Source organism: Gemmobacter lanyuensis (assembly GCF_014652355.1).
Taxonomy (GTDB): domain Bacteria; phylum Pseudomonadota; class Alphaproteobacteria; order Rhodobacterales; family Rhodobacteraceae; genus Gemmobacter; species Gemmobacter lanyuensis.
In genome coordinates this window covers 51886-76949 of sequence record NZ_BMYQ01000007.1, presented here as the reverse complement: position 1 = coordinate 76949, position 25064 = coordinate 51886, and the positions used below count along the sequence as shown (strand labels likewise).

General features: G+C 64.5%; 26 protein-coding genes. 12 read left to right on the top strand and 14 right to left on the bottom strand.

Annotation, left to right across the window (positions count from 1 at the left end):
- Positions 1-276 precede the first annotated feature (276 nt).
- Positions 277-1272 carry a LacI family DNA-binding transcriptional regulator gene (locus tag IE101_RS12245; protein ID WP_189634134.1) on the bottom strand — a complete coding sequence of 332 codons (996 nt, stop codon included), beginning with the start codon at positions 1270-1272 and terminating at the stop codon, positions 277-279.
- 160 nt (positions 1273-1432) lie between these two features.
- On the opposite strand from IE101_RS12245, the gene IE101_RS12240 reads away from it, so the two are divergent.
- Together IE101_RS12240 and pdxR are read left to right on the top strand one after the other, a co-directional pair.
- Positions 1433-2812, top strand: a complete 1380-nt coding sequence (locus IE101_RS12240) for an aminotransferase family protein (protein WP_189634133.1) — start codon at positions 1433-1435, stop codon at positions 2810-2812.
- Positions 2813-2849: 37 nt separating this feature from the next.
- Positions 2850-4313, top strand: a complete 1464-nt coding sequence (pdxR, locus tag IE101_RS12235) for a MocR-like pyridoxine biosynthesis transcription factor PdxR (RefSeq protein WP_189634132.1) — start codon at positions 2850-2852, stop codon at positions 4311-4313.
- On the opposite strand, the gene IE101_RS12230 is transcribed toward pdxR, so the two are convergent.
- Positions 4242-5189, bottom strand: coding sequence for a DMT family transporter (locus IE101_RS12230; protein ID WP_189634131.1), 948 nt, complete (start codon positions 5187-5189; stop codon positions 4242-4244). The two genes, pdxR and IE101_RS12230, sit on opposite strands and share 72 nt — an antisense overlap.
- A gap of 152 nt (positions 5190-5341) precedes the next feature.
- On the opposite strand from IE101_RS12230, the gene chrA reads away from it, so the two are divergent.
- On the top strand, positions 5342-6703 hold the full coding sequence (gene chrA / locus IE101_RS12225) for a chromate efflux transporter (protein WP_189634130.1): 1362 nt from the start codon (positions 5342-5344) through the stop codon (positions 6701-6703).
- A gap of 33 nt (positions 6704-6736) precedes the next feature.
- Here the strand turns inward: chrA and IE101_RS12220 are convergent, their stop codons facing one another.
- From IE101_RS12220 to IE101_RS12175, 10 genes are all read right to left on the bottom strand, one after another.
- A complete protein-coding gene (locus IE101_RS12220; protein ID WP_189634129.1) occupies positions 6737-7489 on the bottom strand; it encodes an SDR family NAD(P)-dependent oxidoreductase in 753 nt (250 codons plus the stop codon).
- Between the two features lie 3 nt (positions 7490-7492).
- Entirely contained in the window at positions 7493-8242 is a 750-nt protein-coding gene (locus IE101_RS12215; RefSeq protein ID WP_229804144.1) for an SDR family NAD(P)-dependent oxidoreductase, read from the bottom strand.
- Positions 8242-9273, bottom strand: coding sequence for a proline racemase family protein (locus tag IE101_RS12210; RefSeq protein ID WP_189634127.1), 1032 nt, complete (start codon positions 9271-9273; stop codon positions 8242-8244). Before IE101_RS12210 ends, IE101_RS12215 begins: the two co-directional genes overlap by 1 nt.
- Positions 9270-10742 (bottom strand): aldehyde dehydrogenase family protein, encoded by a 1473-nt coding sequence (locus IE101_RS12205; RefSeq protein ID WP_189634126.1) that lies wholly within the window; start codon positions 10740-10742, stop codon positions 9270-9272. The genes IE101_RS12210 and IE101_RS12205 overlap by 4 nt, the downstream gene beginning before the upstream one ends.
- 7 nt (positions 10743-10749) lie before the next feature.
- Positions 10750-11982 (bottom strand): NAD(P)/FAD-dependent oxidoreductase, encoded by a 1233-nt coding sequence (locus IE101_RS12200; protein WP_189634125.1) that lies wholly within the window; start codon positions 11980-11982, stop codon positions 10750-10752.
- Positions 11983-12036: 54 nt separating this feature from the next.
- Entirely contained in the window at positions 12037-12918 is an 882-nt protein-coding gene (locus IE101_RS12195; protein WP_189634124.1) for a dihydrodipicolinate synthase family protein, read from the bottom strand.
- A gap of 24 nt (positions 12919-12942) precedes the next feature.
- Positions 12943-13608 (bottom strand): amino acid ABC transporter permease, encoded by a 666-nt coding sequence (locus IE101_RS12190; protein ID WP_229804143.1) that lies wholly within the window; start codon positions 13606-13608, stop codon positions 12943-12945.
- Between the two features lie 4 nt (positions 13609-13612).
- Positions 13613-14281 (bottom strand): amino acid ABC transporter permease, encoded by a 669-nt coding sequence (locus tag IE101_RS12185; protein WP_189634122.1) that lies wholly within the window; start codon positions 14279-14281, stop codon positions 13613-13615.
- A 3-nt stretch (positions 14282-14284) separates the two neighbouring features.
- Positions 14285-15061, bottom strand: coding sequence for an amino acid ABC transporter ATP-binding protein (locus IE101_RS12180; RefSeq protein ID WP_189634121.1), 777 nt, complete (start codon positions 15059-15061; stop codon positions 14285-14287).
- Between the two features lie 71 nt (positions 15062-15132).
- Positions 15133-15948, bottom strand: coding sequence for a substrate-binding periplasmic protein (locus IE101_RS12175; protein ID WP_229804141.1), 816 nt, complete (start codon positions 15946-15948; stop codon positions 15133-15135).
- Between the two features lie 210 nt (positions 15949-16158).
- On the opposite strand from IE101_RS12175, the gene IE101_RS12170 reads away from it, so the two are divergent.
- From IE101_RS12170 to IE101_RS12160, 3 genes are all read left to right on the top strand, one after another.
- On the top strand, positions 16159-16893 hold the full coding sequence (locus IE101_RS12170; protein WP_189634119.1) for a GntR family transcriptional regulator: 735 nt from the start codon (positions 16159-16161) through the stop codon (positions 16891-16893).
- Positions 16883-17662 (top strand): inositol monophosphatase family protein, encoded by a 780-nt coding sequence (locus IE101_RS12165; RefSeq protein ID WP_189634118.1) that lies wholly within the window; start codon positions 16883-16885, stop codon positions 17660-17662. The genes IE101_RS12170 and IE101_RS12165 overlap by 11 nt, the downstream gene beginning before the upstream one ends.
- A gap of 66 nt (positions 17663-17728) precedes the next feature.
- A complete protein-coding gene (locus IE101_RS12160) occupies positions 17729-17959 on the top strand; it encodes a WGR domain-containing protein (RefSeq protein ID WP_189634117.1) in 231 nt (76 codons plus the stop codon).
- On the opposite strand, the gene IE101_RS12155 is transcribed toward IE101_RS12160, so the two are convergent.
- Together IE101_RS12155 and IE101_RS12150 are read right to left on the bottom strand one after the other, a co-directional pair.
- A complete protein-coding gene (locus tag IE101_RS12155; protein WP_189634116.1) occupies positions 17941-19077 on the bottom strand; it encodes a trimethylamine methyltransferase family protein in 1137 nt (378 codons plus the stop codon). The two genes, IE101_RS12160 and IE101_RS12155, sit on opposite strands and share 19 nt — an antisense overlap.
- On the bottom strand, positions 19040-19927 hold the full coding sequence (locus IE101_RS12150) for a LysR family transcriptional regulator (RefSeq protein WP_189634115.1): 888 nt from the start codon (positions 19925-19927) through the stop codon (positions 19040-19042). The genes IE101_RS12155 and IE101_RS12150 overlap by 38 nt, the downstream gene beginning before the upstream one ends.
- Before the next feature lie 363 nt (positions 19928-20290).
- On the opposite strand from IE101_RS12150, the gene IE101_RS12145 reads away from it, so the two are divergent.
- The 6 genes from IE101_RS12145 to IE101_RS12120 are packed head-to-tail and all read left to right on the top strand — an operon-like array spanning position 20291 to position 24860.
- Entirely contained in the window at positions 20291-20455 is a 165-nt protein-coding gene (locus IE101_RS12145) for a periplasmic nitrate reductase, NapE protein (RefSeq protein WP_189634114.1), read from the top strand.
- A gap of 11 nt (positions 20456-20466) precedes the next feature.
- Positions 20467-20961, top strand: a complete 495-nt coding sequence (locus IE101_RS12140) for a 4Fe-4S dicluster domain-containing protein (protein ID WP_189634113.1) — start codon at positions 20467-20469, stop codon at positions 20959-20961.
- Positions 20958-21221, top strand: a complete 264-nt coding sequence (locus tag IE101_RS12135; RefSeq protein WP_189634112.1) for a chaperone NapD — start codon at positions 20958-20960, stop codon at positions 21219-21221. Before IE101_RS12140 ends, IE101_RS12135 begins: the two co-directional genes overlap by 4 nt.
- Positions 21218-23716: a nitrate reductase catalytic subunit NapA gene (napA, locus tag IE101_RS12130; protein ID WP_189634111.1), complete on the top strand. Its 2499-nt coding sequence runs from the start codon at positions 21218-21220 to the stop codon at positions 23714-23716. The genes IE101_RS12135 and napA overlap by 4 nt, the downstream gene beginning before the upstream one ends.
- Positions 23717-23724: 8 nt before the next feature.
- A complete protein-coding gene (locus tag IE101_RS12125) occupies positions 23725-24195 on the top strand; it encodes a nitrate reductase cytochrome c-type subunit (protein ID WP_189634110.1) in 471 nt (156 codons plus the stop codon).
- Positions 24195-24860 (top strand): cytochrome c3 family protein, encoded by a 666-nt coding sequence (locus IE101_RS12120; protein ID WP_308429873.1) that lies wholly within the window; start codon positions 24195-24197, stop codon positions 24858-24860. Before IE101_RS12125 ends, IE101_RS12120 begins: the two co-directional genes overlap by 1 nt.
- The last annotated feature ends 204 nt before the right edge of the window (positions 24861-25064 follow it).

Sequence of the window (25064 nt, the reverse complement as noted above, 5' to 3'; positions counted from 1 at the left end):
GGGCTGGTCTGCCCGGATGTCGCGCCGGGTTTGCTGTGATCATTGCCGCTGCGCGAGGTTCGGGGTGGCCTCTGCAGCGCCGTCTGAGGGTGATGTGGCAGATGTTCCAATATTGGCGCAAGTGGAATTTTCATTCTGCATCAATAATGCAAAATTGTCGCCTCATAATGTATCAGATAGGTGAGCGATCAGATCGCGCTTACTGGGGCGGCCGGGGAGGCTGAGGCATGCTGAAACACCGCCTCTCCCGGGTCTCTGGCGCATGATTCGCGCGGGTCAGGCCGTGTGGGCAAAACCTGGCAGGTTGAAGCGGGTGTAAACGGCAAAGTCGAGCAACCCGATTTCCCTCAGGTTCTCGGCGCCTTCCGGGAAGGCATGGCGCAGCGCCGCGGCCAGCAGGGTGACAGGGTCGCCCGCGATGGCGAAATCCAGTCCGCCACCGCGCAGCAGTGGGGCGGTGACGGCATTTACCTCATGCCCGATGACCAGCATGTCGCCCGCGCGTCCAGCCTCACCAAGTGCATCCAACAGCCCGACATTTCCGCCGCCCACATTGTAGATCGCCCCAAGGGCAGGATGGTCCTTGAGCATTTGGAGCACGGCGTTGCGGGTCAGATCGGCGCTATCCTCGCCCTGTGCCTCACCTGCCAGAACGACCTTGGGGAAATGTGCCCGCAGCGCGGTACGAAAGCCGATTTCGCGGTCTTCGTGGCAACGAAATGCAATATTCCCCAACACGACGCCCACGGTGGTGGGCCGATCCCCCAGCATGCGCCCGATCAGAAAGGCCGCTGTCTGCCCCGCCGCGCGGTTGTCGATACCGACAAAGGCATCCCGCGCCTCGGGCGCCAGATCCGAAACCGCAGCGATGATGCGCTTGCCCCGCCCCCGCGCCTCGCGCAGCAGATCGGTCAGGCGGTCCGAGTTCTTGGCCGTCAGGATCAACGGGCGGTTTGCATCGCGGCACAGATCCTCGATACGCCGCAGCACCTGGTCTTCGTCGGCCAGATACAGGTCTTCAAACCGCCCCGTCAGCCCCGCGCCCTGCCAGGCGTCTCGCATCTGCGCCATCATCCCCCGACCGACGCGGAGGGCGATATCGGCGGCGATCACAGGTGGCGGCGCTTCGCCGCGTCCCAGGCGGGCAAGCGTGTCTTCCACCGCAGCGCGGGTGCGCGGATGGACATGCCCGCGCCCGTTCAGCACCCGATCCACCGTCGCACGCGACAGGCCGGTTTCGCGCATGATCTCTGCCACCGTGACGCGCCGCATGACTGCCCCTTCATTTTGAGAGATTGGCTCAGAATGCCTCAGATCTCTGGTTGCCGCAAGCAAGGGTGTTGGCCTTATGGAATGGCCTGATCTGGCCCTATGTCGCGGCGCAGGGCTGAGAGATGGTGCCACAAATTCCGCCAACAGATGCGAGCCCGCCATGACCCTCGACCTGACCCCCAATGACATCAGCGCCGTGATTGCCGCCGACAAGGCGCATGTCTGGCACCATCTGCTGCAGCACAAGGCGCTGGAAACGGCCGATCCGCGCATCATCGTGGAAGGCAAGGGCATCCATGTCTGGGACGCGGCGGGGCGCAAGTTTCTTGATGCCGTCTCGGGCGGGGTCTGGACGGTGAACGTGGGCTATGGCCGTGAAAGCATCGCCAACGCCGTCCGCGATCAGTTGATCCGCATGAACTATTTCGCGCAAAGCGCAGGCTCGATCCCCGGTTCGCTCTTTGCCGAACGGCTGATCGAGAAGATGCCGGGCCTGACCCGCGTCTATTATTCGAACTCGGGGTCCGAGGCGAATGAGAAGGTCTTCAAGATGGTGCGCCAGATCTCGGCCCGCCATCACGGTGGCCGCAAATCGAAGATCCTCTATCGGGAGCGGGATTATCACGGCACCACCATCGCCGCGCTCGCATCCGCCGGTCAGCCGGAGCGGGCGGCGCTTTATGGGCCCTTCCCGGACGGCTTCGTGCAGGTTCCCCATTGCCTTGAGTATCGCAAACAGTGGGATGTCGAAAACTATGGCGAGCGCGCGGCTGATGCCATCGAAGAGGTGATCCTGCGCGAAGGCCCGGATACTGTGGGCTTGCTCTGCCTCGAACCCGTCACGGCGGGTGGCGGCGTGATCGTGCCGCCCAAGGGCTATTGGGAGCGGGTGCAGGAAATCTGCAAGAAATATGACATCCTGCTGCATATTGACGAGGTCGTCTGCGGCATGGGCCGCACCGGCGCCTGGTTCGGCTATCAGCAATTCGGGGTGAAGCCCGATTTCGTCACCATGGCCAAGGGCGTGGCCTCGGGCTATGCCGCGATCAGCTGCACCGTGACGACGGAAGAGGTCTTCAACCTCTTCAAGGATGATCCGACCGATCCGCTGTCCTATTTCCGCGACATCTCGACCTTCGGGGGCTGCGCGGGTGGCCCGGCGGCGGCGCTGGAAAACATGCGCATCATCGAGGATGAGAACCTTCTGGCCAATACCACGGCCATGGGCGAACGGCTGACCGCGAACCTGCGCGAACTGGCTGAACGTCACAAGGTCATCGGCGACGTGCGGGGGCTAGGTCTGTTCCAGGGGGCCGAACTGGTCGCCGACCGCACCACCAAGGAACCTGTGGCCGAGGCGCTGGCGCAGCGCGTGGTGGCCGAGGCAGGCGCGCGGGGCGTCATCATCGGGGTCACCAACCGCTCGATACCGGGGCTGAACAACACGCTCTGCCTCAGCCCCGCGCTGATCGCCACGCCGCAGGACATTGACACCATCACCGCCGCGATTGACGGTGCGCTGACGGCTGTCTTCGGCTGATCCGGGTGGCCGTCCCGGCCACCCTTTGGAGCATGAAATGTCGATCCCGCCCGAGATCTTTGTCATCGACCCCCGGGCGGGGTTGCCCTTGCAGGTGCAGTTGCGCCAGCAGATCATTGCGGGCGTGCTGGAAGGCCGGTTCCGGCCGGGCGAGCGTCTGCCCTCAAGCCGGGTGCTGGCCGGGCATCTGGGCGTGGCGCGGGTGACCGTGAACCTTGCCTATGCCGAACTGGTGGCGACGAACCTTCTGGCCGCCCGTGGGCGGGAAGGCACCTTCATCGCCGAGGCTGTGGATCATCCCCCCCTTGCCGAAGCTGCGTCGGGCACCCCCGCCCGGTTCGACTGGACCCGCCATCTGGACGGCCGACATGCGCGGGCACAGCGGCGCGACCGTGCGGGCGACTGGCGGCGCTTCCGCTTTCCCTTTGTCTATGGGCAGGCCGATCCGGCACTGGTCGATCACGCGGCCTGGCGGCAATGCGCGGTGCAGGCGTTGGGGCGGCGTGATTTCGCGGCACTGACCGGCGATCAATATGGCGCCGATGACCCTGAGCTGGTGGAGTATATCACCCGGCAGATCCTGCCCCGGCGCGGCATCCGCGCGCGGGGAGATGAGGTGCTGCTGACGCTGGGGGCGCAGAACGGGCTGTGGCTGGCGGCCGAAATCCTGCTGGGGCGGGGCGGGCGCTGCGCGATCGAAGACCCCTGCTACCCGGGCCTGCGCGAAATCCTTGCCCAGACCGGGGCCGAGGTCTGCCCCGTTGCGGTCGATGCCCAGGGCCTGCCACCCGATGCCCTGCCTGCCGGGCTGGGGGCGGTTTTCACCACGGCCAGCCATCAGTGTCCGACGAATTCCACCATGCCGCTGGATCGCCGCCATGCCCTGCTGGACCGCGCCATGCAGCAAGGCTTTGCGATCATCGAGGATGATTATGAATTCGAGATGTCCTTCTCGGGTGCGGCCTCGCCCGCGCTGAAGGCCATCGACCGGGCGGGGGCGGTGGTCTACATCGGCTCGTTTTCCAAATCCGTCTTTCCGGGGTTGCGGCTGGGCTACATGGTGGCAGACCCCGCCTTTATCGCCGAGGCGCGGGCACTGCGGGCCATGGTCTTGCGCCATCCGCCGGGGCATGTGCAGCGCACGCTGTCCTATTTTCTGTCGCTGGGCCACTACGACGCGCAGATGAACCGGATGCGCCGCGCCTATGCCGAGCGCCGCGCGATCATGGAACGGGCGCTTGCCGCCGAGGGCCTGTCGCTGGTGCCGGGGGGGGCCTCGGGCGGGTCGAGTTTCTGGCTCGAACTGCCCGAAGGGATCGACAGCCGCGATCTGGCCCAGGGCTTGCGCGCCGATGATGTGCTGATCGAACCCGGACCGCCCTTCTTTGCCCGCCCCGATCAGGGCGCGCGCCATTTCCGCCTGGCCTATTCATCCATCGAGGCGGACCTGATCCCCGAAGGTATCCGGCGCATTGCGGCCGCGATTGGTCGCGCGGGGTAGGGTGCGCGCGCTGGTGAGCCAGACGCCAACCAGCGTGACGGCCAGCCCGAGGAACATGAGCCCGGTCAGCGGCTCGTCAAACATCAGCCAACCCCAGATCATCGTGACCGGCGGGCTGAGGTAGATCACGCTGCTGACCTGCGCTGCAGGATAAAGGCGCAGCGCGATGTAATAGATGCTGTAGCAAAAAAAGGTCGAAAAGATCACCAGCCACCCGACGCCCAGCAGGAAACCGGGGGTGGCGGGCGGGGTGATGTCGCCCTCGGCCAGGGCGGCAAGCCCGAAAAGCGCGGCGCCCGTCAGGCTTTGGATGCAGAGCGTCTGATAAACCGGCAGCTGCAGCATCCCCCTCCGCTTTTGCAGCACGGTGGCCAGCGCAAAGACCAGCATTGCCGCCACCGTCACCCCATAGGCCCAGAGCGGCGCATGACCCAGACGCAGGCTGTCTTGCGACACAATCAGCACGCCGGCCACGCCGATCCCCGTGCCGAGCCACTGTCGCCCGCGCAGCCTTTCGCCCAGCAAGGGCTGCGACAGCGCCGCAATCGCCAGGGGCACCAGATCCGAGATCAGCGCGACAAGCCCCGTGGGCACGCGCTGCCCGATGGCCAGTGCAAAGCCCCCGAGGTAGAGAAACACCACCATCACGCCAAAGACCATCTGCTCGGCCACTACCCGCACCGTCAGCCGTGGCCCCCGCAGCAGGGCCAGCGGCAAAAGCAGCAGCCCCGACATCAGCGTGCGCCAGAACAGCACCAGCATGACGCCGGCCTCCTCGCTGGCAAGCCGGATCCCGATGAAGCCCGAACTCCAGCTGACGATCAGTGCCGTGGCCAGCAAGGGCCAGAGCAGGCGGGGTGCAAAGGGGCGGGTCATCATGGCCTTCCGGGCAAATTTCGCCCCTCTGGTAACCCATCCTTCACAAAACCCGGGCATGACAAATTTCGATGGCGGGATCGGCGCGACGCGGTGCTTGACAGGCCGCCCCGCGCAGGCAACTCATCGCGCAGTGAAACGGGGGCTTGGTCATGGCGCGACATGAAGATTTTCCGACCTTGGCGCAAGCGGCGCGTGTCTGGGCGCGCATTGCGGCATTGTCTTTCGGCGGGCCTGCGGGGCAGATCGCGGTCATGCACCGCATTCTGGTGGATGAACGCAAATGGCTGGGGGACGGGCGGTTCCTGCATGCGCTGAATTTCTGCATGCTTCTACCGGGCCCCGAGGCGCAGCAACTGGCGACCTATATCGGCTGGCTGATGCATGGAGTGCGCGGGGCGCTGATCGCGGGGGGGCTGTTCATCCTGCCCGGCGTCGTGGCGATCATGGGGCTGAGCTGGCTCTATGCCCTCTTCGGTGATGTGGCGGTGGTTTCGGCCTTGTTCTTCGGTCTGAAGGCGGCGGTTCTGGCGATCGTCTTGCAGGCTGTGGTGCGCGTCGGGCGGCGGGCGCTGAAAAGCGGGGTGATGCGCGGGATTGCGGCTGCCTCGTTCGTGTCAATCTTTGCCTTTGGCGCGCCATTTCCGCTGATCGTCGCCGGGGCGGCGCTGATCGGCTGGTTTGGCGGCAAGGCGGGGCTGGCCGGCTTCAAGGGGGGCGGTCATGGCCCCTCGGGCGGCGCGCATGTGGCGGATGCAGAGACGCTTTTGGGAGCCGAGGTTGCCCTTCCCCCTTCGGCCCGGCGTGGCGCGATCCAGGCGGGGCTGGTGGCGTTGATCCTGTGGCTTTTGCCGGTCGGGGCGCTTGTCCTTCTGGCGCCGGGCAGTGTTTTTACCGACATCGCGACCTATTTCTCGAAGCTGGCGGTGCTGACCTTTGGGGGTGCCTATGCGGTGCTGGCCTGGGTCGCGCAAGAGGCGGTGGGCACCTATGGCTGGCTCAAGCCGGGTGAAATGCTGGATGGTCTGGGGATGGCGGAAACCACGCCGGGGCCGCTGATCATGGTGCTGCAATTCGTGGGCTTCATGGGCGCCCTGCGCGAGGCGGGCTGGGCCATGCCGTTGCTCGCCGGCACTGCAGGCGGGCTGCTGACAACGTGGGTCACCTTTGCGCCTTGTTTTGCCTGGATTTTCCTCGGCGCCCCCTTCATGGAAGGGCTGCGCGAAAACCGCGCCCTTTCAGCGGCCCTGTCGGCAGTGACAGCAGCGGTGGTCGGTGTGATCCTCAACCTTTCGATCTGGTTTGCGCTTCATGTGATCTGGCGTAGCGTGATGCGGCTCGAATGGGGGCCCTTCGCGCTGGACCTGCCTGTTCCCGGCTCGATCGATTGGGTGGCTGCGGGCCTGTCGGCGCTCGCGTTGATCGCGGTATTCCGACTTGGGCTGGGTATGGCCAAGGTGTTGGCCGGTGCGGCGGCACTGGGCGTGGTCCTCCACTTTGCGGGCCTCGCCTAAGGAAGAGGGGGGGCTATGGGCCCCCCCGCTCACTCAGGCCACCGCCTGTGCCCCGGTGATTTCCACCAGCGACCCACACATGAAGGCCGCCTCATCCGACGCGAGGAAGGCCACCAGCGCCGCCACCTCTTCGGGCTTGCCGATGCGGCCAAAGGGCACCAGCGCATCCAGATCGGCGATGGTGCGGCCCGACCGCTTCACCCCGGCTTCCAGCATGGGGGTGTGGATCTCGCCCGGGCAGACCGCATTGACGCGGATTTTCTGGGGCGCGTAATCGCGGGCAAGGTTCTGGGTAAAGCTCGCCACGGCGGCTTTGGTCACGTTATATGCGATGTGGTTCGGCGCCGGATAAAGCCCCCATTGCGAGGCGGTGTTGACAATGGCCGCCCCCCCCTGCGCGATCATTTGCGGCAGGGCCGCCTGGCAGAGATGGAACATCGCATCCAGATTGACGGCGAAGGACAGCCGCCAGTCTTCGGGTGAAAGCGAAAGCAGCGCCCCGCGCCGGTTGATGCCCGCATTGTTGCAGAGAACGTCAATCCGGCCTTCCGTGGCGGTGACATTTTCGATCAGGGCGACACAGCCCTCACGTGTGGAAATGTCGCTGGCAAAGGCGCGGGCGCGCAGGCCCTCGGATCGCAAGGCCTGAACGGTCGCTTCGGCGCCTTCGGCATTCACATCGGTGACGATGACCTGCGCCCCTTCGCGGCCAAAGCGGGCGCAGATGGCCGCCCCGATCCCGCCTGCTGCTCCGGTGACGATGACGGTCTTATCCTGAAAACGCATGATTTACCTCAGATAACTGCCACCGTTCACGTCCAGAACCGCGCCGTTGAGCGAAGCCTGGCTGGGACGGAAGGCGAAGGCGACAAGCTCGCCGATTTCGGATGGGGTGGCCATGCGGCCGATGGGGATGCCCGCAAGCGCCGCCGCCTCGCCATGCTGGGCGATATAGGCCTCGGCCATTTCGGTGCGGACCCAGCCGGGGGCAAGCGCGACGGCGGTGATCCCCTCATGCCCGTGGCTTTGCGCCACCGATTTCGTCAGATTGATCAGCGCAGCCTTGGTCGCGCCATAGGCCATGGCGTTCGAGGCATAGCCGCGCTGCCCGGCCCGGCTGGCCATATTGAGGATCCGACCGCCACCCTGCGGGCGGAAATGCAGGATCGCGCTGCGCGTCAGGTCGACTGCGGACAAGAAGTTGACCCGCAGCTCGCGTTCCCATGTCGATTGCCATTCGGCAAGCGGGGCGTCCACCGCCACCTCGGACCGGATGCCTGCGTTGTTGACAAGGCCATGAATCCGCCCCGCCACACCCACCGCCGCCGACCAGAGCGACCATGCCCCCTCGGGCGTCGCAAGGTCGCCGGGCAGGCACCAGCCTTGCCCGCCGACTTCATCCAGCAGCGCCTCTGCCGCGGCGCGGTTGCGGCCGTAATGGATGACGACCCGCGCCCCATCGGCGACCACCGCCTTGCAGATGGCCTGTCCGATGGCGCCGGTCGCCCCGGTCACCAGAATGGTCTGACCCGCCAGCATCACAGCTCGCCCACCAGCGGACCCCAGGTATCCGACAGGGCAAAGCCCGCGCGGAAGGGATCGTCCGGGCTGATCCGCAGCTGTTGACGCCCATAGATCCAGGCGCTGCCGGTGATGCGCGGCAGGACCGCCGGGCGCCCGCCCACGGTGGTTTCGCCCACCGCCTCGGCCAAGAACGTGCCGCCGATGATCGAGCGCGAGGCGCGGCGTTCCTGCAACTTCAGCTGCCCCCGCGCCTGCAACACTGCCAGATTGGCAGACGATCCGGTACCGCAGGGCGACCGGTCTACCCGCCCCGGCGCAAGCGTCGTGCAGGTGATGACCGAGCCATCGGGCTGATAGTCGCGGAACATCACATAGGCGATTTCGTTCAGGCTGGCGATTTCCGGGTGTTGCACCGTCACCTGATCGGCCAGCAGGGTCTTCAGCTCCATCCCCGCCTCGGCCAAGGCGCGGGCATGGTCGGGGATGATCTTCAGGCCGATACTGTCCACGTCGATCTGGGCATAGAACACACCGCCAAAGGCTATATCGGCGCGGATCGTGCCCCATTTCGGCGTTTCCACCGCGGCATCCAGTTCGGCCACAAAGGCCGGAACATTGTCGAGGCTGACCGAAAGGCAGCGCCCGTCGCGGCATTCCGCGCGAACGGTGATCAACCCCGCCGCCGTATCCAGCCGCACGATGGTTTCAGGTTCGACCATCTTCACCCGCCCGGTTTCCAGCAGCGCCGTCACCACGCAGATGCAGTTCGACCCCGACATGGGATGCGCCCGGTCCGCCTGCAGCACGATGAAGGCCGCATCGGCATCGGGGCGGCACGGGGGCAGCAGCAGGTTCACCGTCATCGCCACATTGGCGCGCGGCTCAAAGCAGACGAAGCGGCGCAGGCTATCGTCCACCTCGTTGATATGGTTCATCTTTTCGAGGATGGTCGCGCCGGGTATTTCGGGCGCGCCCCCGATGATGACATTCCCGATCTCGCCCTGGGCGTGGACCATCAGGATATCAAGGCTTTGATCAAACATCATTTGATGTACCAACCCCAGGGGTCATTGCTGACCAGCCGCGTGATCTGCTTGGTTTCGAGGTAATTGTCCAAACCCCAACGGCCAAGTTCACGGCCGATGCCCGACTGTTTGTAACCGCCCCACGGGGCTTCGGTGAAGGTGGGTTGGGAGCAGTTGATCCAGACGATCCCGGCGCGGAAGGCGCGGGCCACCCGTTCGCAGCGCGCGTCATCGGCCGACATGACCGCCGCGGCCAACCCGAAGCGGGAGTCGTTCGAAAGGCTGATCGCCTCGGCCTCGGTGTCAAAGGGGCGGATGCAGACGACGGGGCCAAAGATCTCCTCGACCCAGGCGTCGCTGTCGAGTGCGACATCCGTCAGGATCGTGGGCTCAAGGTAGAAGCCTTTTTCGAGCCCTGCCGGACGCTTGCCGCCCGTGGCCACCGTGGCGCCCTGTTCGACAGCGCGGGCGATGTGGCGCAGCACGTCCTCATACTGGCCCTGATTGACCAGGGGGCCAAGCAGCGTGCCGGGGGTCAGACCATTGCCGATGGTGATCTTCTGCGCCTCTTCGATCAGGCGGGCAAGCAGCGGTTCATAAAGCGGGCGTTCCACCAGAACGCGGCTTGTTGCCGAACAGACCTGCCCTTGGTTCCAGAAGATGCCGAACATGATCCATTCGACGGCTTTTTCGATGTCGCTGTCGGCAAAGACCACGAAGGGGGATTTTCCGCCCAGCTCGAGGCTGATGCGTTTGATGTCTTTCGCCCCGGCCGCCATGATGCGCGACCCCACGGGGCCAGAGCCGGTGAAGGCCACCTTGTCCACCTGCGGATGTTCGATCAGGCGCTGCCCCACGACCGAGCCCTTGCCCGACAGGATGTTCAGCACCCCGGCAGGCAGGCCCGCCGCCTCGGCGATCCGGCCGAGCTCCAGCGCGGTGAGCGAGGTCGTCTCGGCCGGTTTCAGCACCATGGTGCAGCCCGCCGCCAGTGCCGGTGCAACCTTCCACGAGGCCATGAGCAGCGGATAGTTCCAGGGCACGATCGCCACGGCAACGCCCAGCGGTTCGCGCAGCGCCTTGGCGGTGAAGCGACCATCGGCAAGCGCGATCTCCTCGACCTCGCCATCCAGCTCTTCGGCGAGATCGGCGTAGTAATCAAAGCAGCCCGCGGCATCGCCCAGATCCCACTCCGCTTCCGGCAGGGGTTTGCCGTTGTCGCGCACCTCAAGCCGCGCCAGTTCCGGCAGGCGGTCGCGGATGCCCTGTGCCATGGCGCGCAGATAGACCGCGCGTTCCTTGCCGGTCATGCGCGGCCAGGGACCCTGATCAAAGGCTGCGCGTGCGGCAGCAACGGCGGCATCGGCATCCGGGGCGGTCGCGGCGGGGATCTGGTGGAACACCTCTTCGGTGGCCGGATCGATCACGGGCAGGGTATTGCCCTCGGCCGGGGCGACCCATGCACCGTTGATGAAAAGCTCTGTCTGCATGGTATCCTCAGAAACGGTTGATGCGATAAGGGTGCAGGTCGATCTCGGGCTGCGCGCCGGTGATCAGCTGGCCCATCAGCCTTGCGGTGGTGGCGGCATAGGTCAGACCCAGATGGCCGTGGCCCGTGGCGTAGAACAGGCCCCGCGTCCGCGCGCTGGCCGACAGGATCGGGACCGTATCGGGCAGGGCCGGGCGGTGGCCCATCCATTCGGTAAAGTTTTCGCAGCGCAGATTGGGCAGCGCGGTCTGCGCGCGGCGCACGGTAATCTTGGCGCGGCGATAATCGGGCGCGGCGTCAAGCCCGGCCATCTCGACCGTGCCGCCGACGCGGATGCCGCCAGCGGTCGGCGTCACCATGAAGGCGCGGGCGGGCCAGATGATCGAATGGCGCATGGAAATGCCGGGGGCCATGATCTGCGTGTGATAGCCGCGTTCGGTTTCCAGCGGGATCGGTTCCCCCAGTTCACGCGCAAGCGTGGTGGAATGGGCGCCCGCGCAGATCACCACCTCATCCGCGGCGATACGGCGGCCGTCCTTCAGGATGACCTCGCGCATGGCATCGGTCCGGGCAAAGCCCGCAACCTCGCCCCGTTCGATCCGGCCGCCTTGGGCGGTGAACTGGTCGGCCAGCGCCACCACCAGCTTGTAGGGATCGCGCATCGAGCGGTTTTCGGGGAACAGCACCGCCATGCCGATGTCGCGCGAAAGCTCGGGCTCCAGATCCCGCGCCTCGACCCCGGTCAGGATCTGATGGGCGAATCCGAAGCGTTCAAGGATTTCAATATGATCACGGTCTGCGCGGAATTCGGCCTGATCGGTGTAAAGGGAGAGGCAGCCTTCCTCGGTGATCTGGTCGGACAGCCCGGTTTCCCGCAGCAGGGCCAGCGTATCCCCCAGCGCACGGCTGCAAAGCGCCGCCCCCTGCGCCTCAAGCGCGCGGAGCTTCGATGGGCGCGAGGCCGCGATGAAACGCAGGAACCACGGCACCAGACGCGGCATATAGCCGGGGCGTACCCGGACCGGGCCTTCGGGGTCCAGCATCCAGCCGGGGATCTGTTTCCAGACCGAGGGCCGCGAGGCCGGCATGAATTCAGTCACGGCAATGGATGCCATATTGCCATAGGACGCCCCGCGCCCCGGCGCATCCCTGTCAATCAACACGACATCGCGGCCGCGCTTTTTCAGATCATGGGCAATGGCAGTGCCGATGATGCCCGCCCCTACGACTACCGTGGTCATCTTTTCCCTCAGCCGGAAAGGCCGGGCGGTCGCGCCGCCCGGCGGTCTGTCAGATCAGGCCCAGGACAGGATCGGTTTCATGGCTTCCGCGAAAGCCTGCTTTTCCTCATCCGTCAGCGGGCCCAGCGGCATGCGGCATTCGCCGACCGGGGTGCCCTGCAGCTCGCAGCCGTATTTCAGCTTCTGCACGAACTTGCCGGATTCCAGGATGTTCATCGCGGTATAGAGTGTGGCCATCTGGGCCTTGGCCTTGGCCAGATCGCCCGACCGGAAGGTGCGGTCCAGATCGCAGACGGCCTTGGCCATGCAATTGGCCGGGCCGCAGATCCAGCTGTCGGCGCCCCAGAGCATGAAGTCGAGCGCGATGTCATCCGACCCGGAGACGAGCTGGATGCGCCCGGTGTAGCGCGTGGCGATTCCGATGGCGCGCTGCAGCGAGCCCGAGCTTTCCTTGATGCCGATGATGCGCGGCTCATCCGCCAGGGCATCCAGCACTTCCCAGCCCAGCTCCACCCCGTCCTTGTCCGGGTAGGAATAGAGGACGATATTCATGTCGGTCGCCGCGATGACCGTCTTGAAATGCTTGATCAGCTCGGCCTGGGTGGGCTTGGTGTAGAAGGGGGTTGCCAGCAGCACGGCGTCATAGCCCATGGCCTTGGCGCGCAGCGTATTGGCGATGACCCCGGCGGTATGGGGGGCATTGGTGCCCGCAATCAGCGTTTCGCCGGGCTTTGCGAAATCCTTGACGAATTGCAGCACGCTGTCACGTTCCGCATCGCTCATCAGGTTGTATTCGCCCGACGATCCGCAGGGCACCCAGCCCGTCACACCGGCCGCCCGCAGGTTTTCCAGATGGGTCTTGAACGCGGCAAAGTCGATCTGGCCTTCGGCGTCGAAGGGGGTGACAAGTGCGGGCATCACGCCTTGCAGTTTCATGGGATTTTCCTTTCAGATCGGCCGTCAGGCGGCCAGTTTACGTAGCATCCGCCCTTCGATCCGCGTCACCAGACGCGTCAGCGGGAAGGCGATGATGAAGTAGATGCAGGCCACCGCCGTCAGCACCTCGATCGGGCGGGCGGTGTTGTTCGAGATGTTCTGGCCGACGAACATGAGGTCCGCCATGCCCACGGCCGAGACCAGCGCGCTTTCCTTGAAAAGGCTGATGCAGTTCGACAGAAGCGTCGGCACGGCGCGCAGCACGGCCTGCGGCAGGATCACGTGCAGGATCTGCACGCTGCGCGGCAGGCCAAGTGCCACGCAGGCATCCATCTGTTCACGCCCCACCGCCCGCAGCGAGGCGCGGAAGGTTTCCGAGGTGATCGCCCCCATATAAAGCGTCAGCGCAATGGTCGCCGAGGCGAGGTTCGACAGTTCAACCCCCAGCACCAGCGGCAGGCAGAAGAAGATCCAGAACAGCTGGATCAGCACCGGCGTGCCGCGGAAGAATTCGACAAAGGCCGAGGCGGGGATGCGGATCAGTGCGTTTTCCGAAGCGCGCGCCAGCCCGATCAGGAACCCGAGCGCGGTTCCCATGGCGACGCACAGCACCGTCAGTTTCAGCGTCGTCCAGAGGCCAAGCGCCAGCGCATCGGCAAATTTCAGCAGGATCGAGAAATCAAGTTCCATCATGTCACCTTGCAGCCAGGCCGCGCCGACGTTCCAACCAGCCGACCAGCTGGCTGACGGGGAAGGACACCGCGAGGTAGAAGAGCGCGATGATCGTGAAGGTCTCGATGGGGCGATAGGTCTGGGTCGCCAGCGTCTTGCCCTGATACATCAGGTCCGCCACACCCACGATCGCGACCAGCGCCGACTGTTGGAAGGTGCCGATCCCGTTCGTGAGCAGCACCGGCACCGAGGCCCGCATCGCTTGCGGCAGCACGATGTTCAGAACGCGCTGTGCAGGCGTCAGGCCAAGGGCGATCCCGGCATCCAGATGTTCACGCGGCACGGCCTGGATGCTGGCGCGATAGGCCTCGGCGTTGAAGGCGGTCAGGTTCAGACCCAGTGCCAGAACGCCCATCGTGATCGGATCAAGGAACACGTTGAACAGCATCGGCACGCAGTAGAAGAACCAGACGATCTGCACGATGGCCGGGGTGCAGCGGAAAAACTCCACGAACAGCATGGCGGGCAGGCGCAGCAGGGCGAAACGCGACAGCACCAGCAGCGCAAGGCCGAAACCCGCGGTGATGCCGATGATGTTCGCTGCAACCGTCAGCTGCAGTGTCACCGCCAGCCCGTCGAACAGCGGGCCGAGGTTGCGGGTCACCGCGCCCAGATCGAGGGTATAGTCCATGGCTTACCCCTTGATATGGAAGACGCGGTCGATGAATTCGCGGGTGCGTTCTTCCTTGGGGTTGCCCAGAACCTGTTCCGGGGGGCCGTCCTCGACCACCACGCCGCCCGCGCAGAAGATCACGCGGCTGGCGACATTGCGGGCAAACCACATGTCATGGGTGACCATCATCATGGGCATCCCCTGGCTTGCAAGCTGCAGGATCACCGCCTCGACCTCGGCCACCAGTTCGGGGTCAAGCGCCGAAGTCACCTCATCAAACAGCATCAGCTGCGGATCGAGCATCAGCGCCCGGGCAATCGCCACGCGCTGTTTCTGCCCGCCGGAAAGCTGCGACGGGTAGGCATCGGCCTTGGCGTCCAGCCCGAAGCGGGCAAGGATCGCGCGGCCGCGGTCTTCCGCGGCGCTGCGGGACACACCATGCACCTTGCGCGGCGCCAGCGTCAGGTTCTGCAGCACCGTCAGATGCGGGAACAGCGTGTAATGCTGAAAGACCATGCCGATCTTCTTGCGCTGTTCGGTATCGATGCGGGTCTTGCTGCCTTCCGCGGAAATGTAGGGTTTGCCCGCGAAGGTCACACTTCCTTGCTGGATCTCTTCCAGACCCATCACCACGCGCAAGAGCGTGGACTTGCCGCCGCCCGAAGGGCCGATCACGACCACCCGCTCGCCGGGTTTCATCTCGATGTTCAGGCCGCGCAGCACCTTGATATGCGCGCCGTAACCTTTGTGCAGATCGGTGATGCGGACCAGCGCCGCATCTTGCGGAATGGCTGTCATGCCGTCTTCCCCCGGGGTCAAGCGTGTCGGGTGGGGGGGCCTTGCGGCCCCCCGCGAAAGTCAGCGACCGGTCACTGACCGGCGGCCAGAACCTGATCGACCGATTGACGGATCAGGTCCTCCACATGGCCGGTGGCCACGCGCTCTTCGAGGAAGATATTGACGACTTCGACGTCCTGCGCGCTCAGCCCGGCGGGCAGACCGAAGGCCACGCCCTGTTTGGCCAGCGCGGGGGTCGGCTCCAGCGCGACGGCCCAGTCGGGGTTCGACTGCAGGAAGAGCTGGTTGGTGTCATTGGCGTCAACCAGGATGTCGGCCCGCTTGGAAATCAGCGCAAGGCGGGTTTCATCGGCGGTCGGCAGACGCAGGATGGTGGCGTTCTTCACCGCGGCCGAAATGGCCTTGTCCTGGGCGGTGCCCGACATGACGACCATGGTCACGCCTTCGACATCGACATCGGCCACCGAAACGGCATTGGCCGGGACTTTCGGGTTCTCTTTGTTATAGGCCAGCGAGATCTGGTATTCCATCGCCGGGACCGAGAAGTTGATCGCCATGGCGCGCGCCGGGGTGCGGTTCAGCGCCAGCGACACGTCCCATTTGCCCGCTTGCAGACCGGCGACGATATTGTCCCAGGTGGTGTCGACGAATTCCGGCTTCACTTCCAGCGTGGTGGCAAGTTCGCGGCAGAGCTCGGCGAAGAAGCCCGAGTATTCGCCGGTGGCCGGGTCGCGCATCACATAGGGCGGGGCGACGGCGGCGCCGCAGCGCAGGACGCCGGCGGCCTGGACGCCCTGCCAATAGCCCGTTCCTTCGGCCTGTGCGGTGCCAGCGATGGCGCCAGCAACTACGGCTGCGGCGGCAAGCGGGCGAATGATCTTGGACATGAACATGGTGTGTCTCCCTGAGTGTTGGTGGGGCGCGCCCCGGAATTTTCGCGCCCTGTTGACCGGGCCTTGATTCGATGTCGTCACAGTGTCGACGAGAGGGAAGATGCCGACACAATGACGACACGTCAAACAAAAAATATTCCGTGTCGACACGGCAGGGTCGAGCGGCTAACGATTGGAATCAGAGAAATGCAGGAGCATGGGGCCATGTCCGACGACGCCGAACCGAAACGGGCCAAGGGCACAGGGGTCAAGCTGGCCTATGAAACCCTGCGCGATGAAATCCTGTCGCTGGTGCTGGAACCGGGCGCGCTGCTGGATGAAACCTCGCTGGCGGAACGCTTTGGCATGTCGCGTTCCCCCGTGCGCGAGGCGCTGATCCGCCTTGCGGGCGATGATCTGGTGGTGACGCTGTCCAACCGGTCCACCATCGTGGCGCCGATCGATATCCAAAGCTTCCCGAAATATGTCGAGGCGCTGGATATCGCACAGCGCATGAACACGCGGCTTGCGGCCGAGCTGCGGACGGATGAAGACCTTCGCATCATTGCCCGGCGGCAGAAGGATTTTGAGGCCGCGGTCAAGACCAAGCGCCACCTGCAAATGTCCGAGGCAAACCGCCAGTTTCACATGGCCATCGCCCATGCCGGGCGGAACCCCTATCTCGCGGCCTTTTACGAACGGCTGCTCGATCAGGGGCGGCGGATGCTGCATCTGCATTTCGACTATCTGGAGCGCGGGCAGGGCGGCTATCTGCTGACCGATGAACATGCCCAGATGCTTGAGGCGATCCGCGACCGTGATGTTGCGCGGGCCGATGCTCTCGCCCATGCCCACACCCGGCAATTCCGCGACAACTTCATCGAATTCATGAAGAAAAACTACCTCAAGGACGCCCCGCTACAGAGCTTTGATCTGCAGGTGGAACGTGGTGTTGCCTGATCTGGGCGCGCTCGCCGGTTTCGCGCTGGCCTTGGCAGATCTGGCACGAACGACGGCACAGGGTTTTGTCGATCCGCGCGGTGCTGCGGCGCTGAAGGCGGACCGCAGTTTCGTGACCGCGCTGGATCTGCAGATCGAAGCGGCGCTGCGCGCTGCGATTATGGGGCAGTTCCCCGATCATGGTATTCTGGGCGAAGAGGCTGGCGGCGAACGGCTGGCGGCGGATTGGGTCTGGGTGATTGATCCGATCGATGGCACGGCGCCTTTCATCGCGGGGGTTCCGGTCTGGGGCACGCTGATTGCGCTGTGTCACCGGGGCGAGCCTGTGATCGGGATCATCGACCTGCCAGCCTCGGATCGGCGCCTGCTGGGAGTCCGGGGGCAGCGCACGACCGAGAATGGCAAACCCGTCCGAACGTCGGATTGCCGGGATCTGTCTGCAGCGATTGCGGCGGTCTGCAACCCGGATTTCTTTCCCAAGCCCGACCGCCCGGTGCTTGCCCGGCTTGAGACCGCGACCGCCTGGCGCATCTATGGCGCGGCCTGTCTCATCTACGCGCAGCTTGCGACGGGGCGGATTGATCTGCATGTGGATTGCGGCTTCAAACCCCATGACCTGATGGCGCTGCGCCCGGTGATCGAAGGGGCGGGGGGCGTCATCGGGGATTGGCAGGGCCGACCCATTACGCTGCATGGCGATGGCACCGTGTTGATGGCAGCCACGCGCGATGTGTTTGATCAGGCGAGGCGCAGGGTCATCTCGGGCTGAACCGGGCTTGCCATCCCCGCCCGTTCGCGCGATTCTTGCGCCCAAGGAAAAGGGGGAAGCCCGCGGATGATCTGTTTGCTGCACCGCATTGACCCCACCCAAAACATGGCGCGTTTCTACCGGATTGAGGTCATGGGCGACCTTTTCGGTGCCGTGACGGTGGAGCGTTGCTGGGGCCGCATTGGTGCGCGCGGCCAAAGGCATGTGGCCTCGTACCCCAGCCGGGATGAGGCCGAGCATCACGCCGAACGCCTAATCCGTACCAAGGCGCGTCGGGGTTATGTTCCAGCCGCCTGAGGGCTGCGGCCAAGGATGATCGCTTCATCGCTGCGGAATTTCCACAGGTTCTGGGTGCGCCCCGCCTCAAGCCATCCGGTGGTGTGGAGGATGAGATCCGCCCCGGAACGCCGCGCCGCGCCAAGCGTATTCGCACCGTCATACCCCGCCTGAGCATCATTGTTCTTCGAGGATGTCACCATCCCGTCGCCCCGTGCGGGCACGCCGAGACGGTGGACAAGCTGAACCCCTGCCATCTGCACCAGTTGCGATTCCGGGCCACCAAAGATCGGGCCCATATATTGCATCGAAAAGGGAATCGCAAAAAGGCCGCCGACCACCGGCACGCCGGGGCGCCAGATCTGCGTCAGCGCAAGGCCCAGCATCACCTCGGCCAGACCTTGGGCCAGACAGCCTGCCAGCGTCGTCGGCGCGGTCGCCCCCATCATCATGTAAGAGGAGACAAGGCTGCCCTGTCCAAGTTCGGCTGCAGCCCGCAGACAGCGCAGGGGATTGGCCTGATAGACCAGCGGCGGGGTTGCGTTGATCATGTGCAACAACCGGCAGGCTCCCGGTTCGGGACGCGCGCCGCTTTCGGCTACGACCGCCCGCAACGCCGCATCCGAAATGATCGTGCCCATCATCGGCTTGGTCGACCGTGTCAAATGCAGGCGCGCCATGTCGAGATGCCGTGTTTCCTCGGGGCGGTCATGGGCGATGGTCAGCAAGAAACCTGTGGAATCGAGCAGGGTGGACTGCTCGCAGGCATCGACAAGTGCCTGATAGTCTTCAAGCGTGCCAAGGCCGCGCTGCCCCGGAAGCGTTTCGGCATTGGGGGTGCCGTAACTGGGTGCAAAGACCGGGCGGTCGCCGCCCACCGTCACGTCCCGGTCGGGGTGGTTGCCGCGCCAGATGAATTGGCGTGGCGCGCGGGCAATCCGTTCGCGCAAAAGGCCCCCGCGGATGCGCACACGGTTTTCCGTGATCACGCCCCCCTGATCGGCCAGCGCGGCTAGCGTTTCCGGGTCGTCCTGAATCTCGATCCCGACCTCGGCGAGGATGCGGTCCGCGGCCTGCTCGATGGCCTGCAGGGCCTTTTCTTCAAGCAACGCGTAGGCGGCCGATGGTGCTGATGTCATCGCGGATTTCCTTGATCAGGGCGTCAACCGCCGGGTTGCGTCCTTTGCGGGCGGGACGGATGGCATAGGCCACATCCGGGGGCGGCGGAAACAGATGGTCGATGACCTGCATGTCGGGCCGCAGGTGCCGCCCGGACAGAAGCGCCACGCCCAGGCCCGACACGACCCCGGTCACGATTCCTGCGGTGCTGAAGCAGTCAAGAACGGTTTCGAAAATCTCGCCCCCGTCCTGCCCCATCTCAAGCGCCCAACGGCGGTAAAAGCAGTCTTCCGAAAACGACAGAAACGGGATCGGCCGGCCGGGTGTCAGCGGAAGGTCGGGCGCCTTGACCCAGTGCAGGCGATCTTCAAACAGCAAGGTGTCTGTCGGGCGCAGGTCATGGCGAAAGATTTGCAGAACGGCCAGATCCAGCGCCCCGGCTGCCATTTCCGCCTGCAGGCGGATGCTCATGTCCACCTGCACGCGCACCGAGACCTCGGGGTGCAGACGGCGGAACCGGCCGAGGATGCGCGCAAGATCGGTGCAGGCGGTATCTTCGGTCATGCCAAGAGCGATCTTGCCCGAAAGCGGTGATTTTGACAGGCTCAGCACGGCCTCATCATGGATCCCGAGGATCCGCCGGGCATATCCCAGAAGATCCATCCCGGCCGGGGTGAATAGCGGCGCATTCGGCCTGCGGCTGAGGAGTTCCGCATCAAGGCTGATCTCCAGGCGCTTGATCTTGTGGCTCACCGCCGATTGCGTGAGGCCAAGCGCCGTGGCTGCGCGCGTCACGCCGCCATGGTCCTGCACGGCGATCAGGGCGCGAAGGGCATCAATTTCGAGCCGGCGGGCGTGGGTATGGGTCATGGGCACGAGTCAGCGTTGTGGCTGCGCTGCAGGCTTGCGGAAATGTGCATGTGTGTCGACCCCCATAATCCTGATCGACTGATCGAAATTTGTCATGTCTGCGGTCCGGCTTCTGATCAAAATACCGGAAAAAACCTGATCAGCATGACGAAAGTCAATTCGCAGAGCCGGTAAAACAGGAATTTCAGATTCCAATATTGATATAGATCAAGGATGCGCGCATTCCGCCCCGCCATGGTGCAAGGGTGGCGGCTGCGGGCGAATCCCGCCTGCCGACCCGAAGCAGAACGCGAACAGGACGATGCAGCACCAATCTTTCGGACAAGCCAGAGCGGTGGCCACCGGCCATCAAGGAGGGACGGCATGACCCCCAAACATTCCCCCGTGCCCACCACCAAGGCCGAGGAGCGGAACGCCTTTCTGGTGCTGGCAGTTTTTCTGGCCCCTGCGCTGGCCTTTGCCAGTGTCGGTACGCTCGGCCTTGCCATCTGGATTTCCCAGATGTTCTTCGGCCCGCCCACGGGCTGACGGGGGCCAGGATGACAGCCAGCAGACGCCAGTTTCTGACCGGCCGGGTCGCGAAGCCCGCGCCGGAATTTCGTCCCCCTTGGACCAGCGAGCTTCGACTTGCGCAGCACTGCACCGCCTGCGGAGACTGCGCCCCTGCCTGTCCCGAGGGCATCATCGAGATCAAGGACGGTCGTCCGCGCATCCGCCTGAATGGCGCCGCCTGCAGCTTTTGTGGCGCCTGCGCCACCGCCTGCACCGCCGGTGCCTTTGACCGTGACCAGCCAGAGCCCTGGCCTGTGCGGGTTGAAGTGGGGCCAAGCTGTCTGCTTGCGGCGGGGATTGCCTGCCAGCTTTGTACCGATGCCTGCGACAGCGCGGCGCTGCGGATCGATCTGCGGGTGCGCCCCGTCGGCGCCATCCGCATCGATGCCGCCGCTTGCACCGGCTGTGGCGCTTGTCTCGCCGTCTGCCCCGGCGCGGCCCTTCAGCTGCGCGATGACCGCCTGACCCAGAGGGGAACATGACCCAGGAACTTCATATCGCGAGCCTCGTGCTGCGGAGCGACCCGGCGCAGCTGGCCGCGGTGCTGGCGGGGCTGGACGCGCTGCCGGTCGAGATCGCCGCGCAAGACGCCTCGGGCAAGGTCATCCTGCTGATGGAGACCGAACAGGAGGCCGCCATCGCCGAAACGGTGACCCGGCTGCAACTTATGGACGGGGTGGCGAGCGCCGCCCTTGTCTACCACCACACGATCCACCCCGACGAAGAAGGAGCCGCCCAATGACCGAACTTTCCCGGCGCGACGTGATCAAGGCGCAGGCCGTCATTGCCGCGGCCGCCGCCGTCGGCCTGCCGATCCCGGCCGCGGCGCAGAACCTTGTCACCCAGGCCGACCTGTCCGAATTGACCTGGTCCAAGGCCGCCTGCCGCTTTTGCGGCACCGGCTGTTCCATCATGGTGGCCACCAAGGCCGGGCGCGTCGTCGCCACCCATGGCGACAGTCTGGCCGAGGTGAACCGCGGTCTGAACTGCGTGAAGGGCTATTTCCTGTCCAAGATCATGTATGGCGAGGACCGTCTGACCACGCCCCTGCTGCGCAAGCGCGACGGCAAATATGCCAAGGACGGCGAATTCGAACCGGTCAGCTGGGACGAAGCCTTCGACCTGATGGCCGAAAAATGGAAGAAGACCCTGGCCGAAAAAGGCCCCAAGGCCATCGGCATGTTCGGGTCCGGGCAATGGACGGTCTGGGAAGGCTATGCCGCCTCCAAGCTGATGAAGGCGGGCTTCCTGTCGAACAACATCGACCCCAACGCGCGCCACTGCATGGCCAGCGCCGTGGCGGGGTTCATGCGCACCTTCGGCATCGACGAGCCGATGGGCTGCTATGACGATTTCGAGAACGCCGATGCCTTCGTGCTTTGGGGTTCTAACATGGCCGAGATGCACCCGATCCTCTGGACACGCATTTCGGACCGCCGCTTCAGCCATCCGCATGTCAAGGTCGCGGTGCTGTCCACCTATACCCACCGCAGCTTTGATCTGGCCGATGTGCCGGTCATCTTCAAGCCGCAGTCGGATCTGGCGATCCTGAACTATATCGCGAACCACATCATCCAGAGTGGCGCGGTGAATGAGGCCTTCGTTGCCGAGCATGTGAACTTCAAGCGCGGCGTGACCGACATCGGCTATGGCCTGCGCCCGGAACATCCGCTGGAACAGGCGGCCGCCAATACCAAGGACCCGAACGCATCCGAGCCGATGGGCTTTGAGGAATTCAAGGCCTTCGTGTCGGAATACACGCTGGAAAAAACCGTGGAGCTGACGGGCGTTCCCGCCGAACAGCTTGAGACGCTGGCCGCGCTTTATGCCGACCCGAAGGTCAAGGTCATGTCGCTGTGGACCATGGGGTTCAACCAGCACACCCGCGGCGTCTGGGCCAACAACCTGATCTACAACATCCACCTGCTGACCGGCAAAATCGCGACGCCCGGCAATTCGCCCTTCTCACTGACGGGGCAACCCTCGGCCTGCGGCACCGCGCGCGAGGTGGGCACCTTCTCGCACCGTCTGCCGGCGGATATGCAGATCGCCAATCCTGAACACCGCGCCCATGCCGAAGAACTGTGGAAACTGCCGGCAGGCAGCATTCCCGATTGGCTCGGGTCGCATGCGGTCAAGCAGAACCGCGATCTGAAAGACGGCAAGATCAACTGCTATTGGGTGCAGGTCACCAATAACATGCAGGCCGCGCCGAACATGATGGAGGAGACGTTCCCGGGCTATCGCAACCCCGACAACTTCATCGTCGTGTCCGATGCCTACCCGACCGTCACCTGCCAGGCGGCCGACCTGATCCTGCCCTCGGCCATGTGGGTGGAAAAGGAAGGCGCCTTCGGCAATGCCGAACGGCGCACGCAATTCTGGCACCAGTTGGTCGAAGCGCCGGGCGAGGCGCGGTCCGACCTGTGGCAGCTGGTCGAGTTCTCGAAACGCTTCACCACGGATGAGGTCTGGCCCGCCGAGCTACTGGATGCCAACCCCGCCTACAAGGGCAAGACCCTGTTTGAGGTGCTTTACGCCAACGGGCAGGTCGATCGCTTCCCCGCAACCGAGGTCGACCCCGCTTATCACAACGCCGAGGCCGCGCATTTCGGCTTCTACCTGCAAAAGGGCCTGTTCGAGGAATATGCGAGCTTCGGTCGCGGCCACGGACACGACCTTGCGCCCTTTGAAACCTATCACGAGGTGCGCGGCCTGCGCTGGCCGGTGGTGAACGGTCAGGAAACGCGCTGGCGCTTCAACGCCGAACACGACCCCTATGTGAAGAACGGCAAGCCTTTCCACTTCTACGGAAACAAGGATGGCCGCGCCAATATCTTCGCGCTGCCCTATGAGCCGCCGGCCGAAAGCCCGGATACCGACTATCCCTTCTGGCTTTCCACCGGGCGGGTGCTGGAACACTGGCATTCGGGGTCGATGACGCAGCGGGTGCCGGAATTGCACCAGGCCGTCCCCGAGGCGCTTTGCTTCATGCACCCCGATGACGCGACCGAGATGAACCTGCGCCGCGGGTCCGAGGTCAAGGTCGTCTCGCGCCGCGGCGAAATCCGCGTGCGTGTGGAAACCCGGGGCCGCAACAAACCGCCGCGCGGGCTTGTCTTCGTGCCGTGGTTCGATGCCCGCCGCCTGATCAACAAGGTCACGCTCGACGCGACCGATCCCATCTCGAAACAGACGGATTTCAAGAAATGCGCCGTCCGGATCGAACCCGTATGAGGCCCGCCATGACCCTGAAAAGCCTTCTTCTTGCCGTTGGTCTGATCCTTGCCGGGGGCGCGGTCCTGGCCGAGGGCGAGCTTTCGACCCTGCGCCCCACCGCCCCCATCGATCAGGAGGCCGAGGCCGAGCCGATCCCGGATGTCATCAACTCCGACATGCGGCAGGTGCGGAACTATCCCGATCAGCCGCCGCTGATCCCCCACAAGATCGACAACTACCAGATCGATCTGGATGCCAACAAATGCCTGACCTGCCACAGCCGCACCGCGGTGGAGATGAGCCAGGCGCCGATGATCTCGGTCACGCATTTCATGAACCGCGAGGGGCAGACCCTCGCCACGGTCAGCCCGCGCCGCTATTTCTGCACGCAATGCCATGTGGTGCAGCATGACGTGAAGCCACTGGTGGTGAATAACTTTGTCGACGTCGATTCCGTGCTTGATTTCGTGCGCGGCCAGCAGGGCGGAGGTGAATGATGATCCGCATCCTGCGCCGGTTTCTTCATGTCATCCGTCAGCCTGCCACGCATTACAGCCTTGGCTTTCTGACCATCGGCGGCTTCATCATGGGCATCATCTTCTGGGGCGGTTTCAACACCGCGCTTGAGGTGACGAATACCGAAAAGTTCTGCATCAGTTGCCATGAAATGCGGAATAACGTCTATGAAGAGCTGAAGCCCACCATCCACTACACCAACCGATCCGGTGTGCGCGCGACCTGCCCGGATTGCCATGTGCCGCATGACTGGACCGACAAGATCGCCCGCAAGATGCAGGCGAGCAAAGAGGTCTGGGGCAAGATCTTCGGAACAATCAACACGCGGGAAAAATTCCTCGACAAGCGGATCGAGCTTGCGCAACACGAATGGGCGCGGCTTGAGGCCAATGACTCGCTCGAATGCCGCAACTGCCATTCGGCAGAGTCGATGGATATCACCCGGCAAAGCACCCGCGCGGCAGAGGCGCATGAACGATTCCTCTTCACCGGGCAAAAGACCTGCATCAACTGTCACAAGGGCATCGCGCACCATCTGCCCGATCTGTCGAAAGCCGAGCTTTCGCCGCGCCCCTCGTTGTTGCCGCAGGCTGGCGTTGATGGCGACCGCGAGGCGATTGCCCGCTATGTCGAGGCGACGCCCTGAGGCGTCATTTCATGCCCCTTTGCGGGCCGGCCTTCCAACAGGGAGGCCGGCCTTTTTCATGGCGGTTTTCCGCCCGCAGTGTCGGTTCTGGAAAACTGCTGACAAATCCGCACCTTAGGCAGAACTTCCGCCGTCAGGTTGCGAAACTTGTGTGTGTGCAAATAAAATCCTTTGAAAATCAATCACTTGCGACTCGGATGCTGC

Excerpts from the sequence above, each read along its gene's own strand:
- IE101_RS12245 (WP_189634134.1), bottom strand. The coding sequence starts at position 1,272 with ATGCGGCGCGTCACGGTGGCAGAGATCATGCGCGAAACCGGCCTGTCG.
- IE101_RS12240 (WP_189634133.1), top strand. The coding sequence starts at position 1,433 with ATGACCCTCGACCTGACCCCCAATGACATCAGCGCCGTGATTGCCGCC.
- pdxR (WP_189634132.1), top strand. The coding sequence starts at position 2,850 with ATGTCGATCCCGCCCGAGATCTTTGTCATCGACCCCCGGGCGGGGTTG.
- IE101_RS12230 (WP_189634131.1), bottom strand. The coding sequence starts at position 5,189 with ATGACCCGCCCCTTTGCACCCCGCCTGCTCTGGCCCTTGCTGGCCACG.
- chrA (WP_189634130.1), top strand. The coding sequence starts at position 5,342 with ATGGCGCGACATGAAGATTTTCCGACCTTGGCGCAAGCGGCGCGTGTC.
- IE101_RS12220 (WP_189634129.1), bottom strand. The coding sequence starts at position 7,489 with ATGCGTTTTCAGGATAAGACCGTCATCGTCACCGGAGCAGCAGGCGGG.
- IE101_RS12215 (WP_229804144.1), bottom strand. The coding sequence starts at position 8,242 with ATGCTGGCGGGTCAGACCATTCTGGTGACCGGGGCGACCGGCGCCATC.
- IE101_RS12210 (WP_189634127.1), bottom strand. The coding sequence starts at position 9,273 with ATGATGTTTGATCAAAGCCTTGATATCCTGATGGTCCACGCCCAGGGC.
- IE101_RS12205 (WP_189634126.1), bottom strand. The coding sequence starts at position 10,742 with ATGCAGACAGAGCTTTTCATCAACGGTGCATGGGTCGCCCCGGCCGAG.
- IE101_RS12200 (WP_189634125.1), bottom strand. The coding sequence starts at position 11,982 with ATGACCACGGTAGTCGTAGGGGCGGGCATCATCGGCACTGCCATTGCC.
- IE101_RS12195 (WP_189634124.1), bottom strand. The coding sequence starts at position 12,918 with ATGAAACTGCAAGGCGTGATGCCCGCACTTGTCACCCCCTTCGACGCC.
- IE101_RS12190 (WP_229804143.1), bottom strand. The coding sequence starts at position 13,608 with ATGGAACTTGATTTCTCGATCCTGCTGAAATTTGCCGATGCGCTGGCG.
- IE101_RS12185 (WP_189634122.1), bottom strand. The coding sequence starts at position 14,281 with ATGGACTATACCCTCGATCTGGGCGCGGTGACCCGCAACCTCGGCCCG.
- IE101_RS12180 (WP_189634121.1), bottom strand. The coding sequence starts at position 15,061 with ATGACAGCCATTCCGCAAGATGCGGCGCTGGTCCGCATCACCGATCTG.
- IE101_RS12175 (WP_229804141.1), bottom strand. The coding sequence starts at position 15,948 with ATGTCCAAGATCATTCGCCCGCTTGCCGCCGCAGCCGTAGTTGCTGGC.
- IE101_RS12170 (WP_189634119.1), top strand. The coding sequence starts at position 16,159 with ATGTCCGACGACGCCGAACCGAAACGGGCCAAGGGCACAGGGGTCAAG.
- IE101_RS12160 (WP_189634117.1), top strand. The coding sequence starts at position 17,729 with ATGATCTGTTTGCTGCACCGCATTGACCCCACCCAAAACATGGCGCGT.
- IE101_RS12155 (WP_189634116.1), bottom strand. The coding sequence starts at position 19,077 with ATGACATCAGCACCATCGGCCGCCTACGCGTTGCTTGAAGAAAAGGCC.
- IE101_RS12150 (WP_189634115.1), bottom strand. The coding sequence starts at position 19,927 with ATGACCCATACCCACGCCCGCCGGCTCGAAATTGATGCCCTTCGCGCC.
- IE101_RS12145 (WP_189634114.1), top strand. The coding sequence starts at position 20,291 with ATGACCCCCAAACATTCCCCCGTGCCCACCACCAAGGCCGAGGAGCGG.
- IE101_RS12140 (WP_189634113.1), top strand. The coding sequence starts at position 20,467 with ATGACAGCCAGCAGACGCCAGTTTCTGACCGGCCGGGTCGCGAAGCCC.
- IE101_RS12135 (WP_189634112.1), top strand. The coding sequence starts at position 20,958 with ATGACCCAGGAACTTCATATCGCGAGCCTCGTGCTGCGGAGCGACCCG.
- napA (WP_189634111.1), top strand. The coding sequence starts at position 21,218 with ATGACCGAACTTTCCCGGCGCGACGTGATCAAGGCGCAGGCCGTCATT.
- IE101_RS12125 (WP_189634110.1), top strand. The coding sequence starts at position 23,725 with ATGACCCTGAAAAGCCTTCTTCTTGCCGTTGGTCTGATCCTTGCCGGG.
- IE101_RS12120 (WP_308429873.1), top strand. The coding sequence starts at position 24,195 with ATGATCCGCATCCTGCGCCGGTTTCTTCATGTCATCCGTCAGCCTGCC.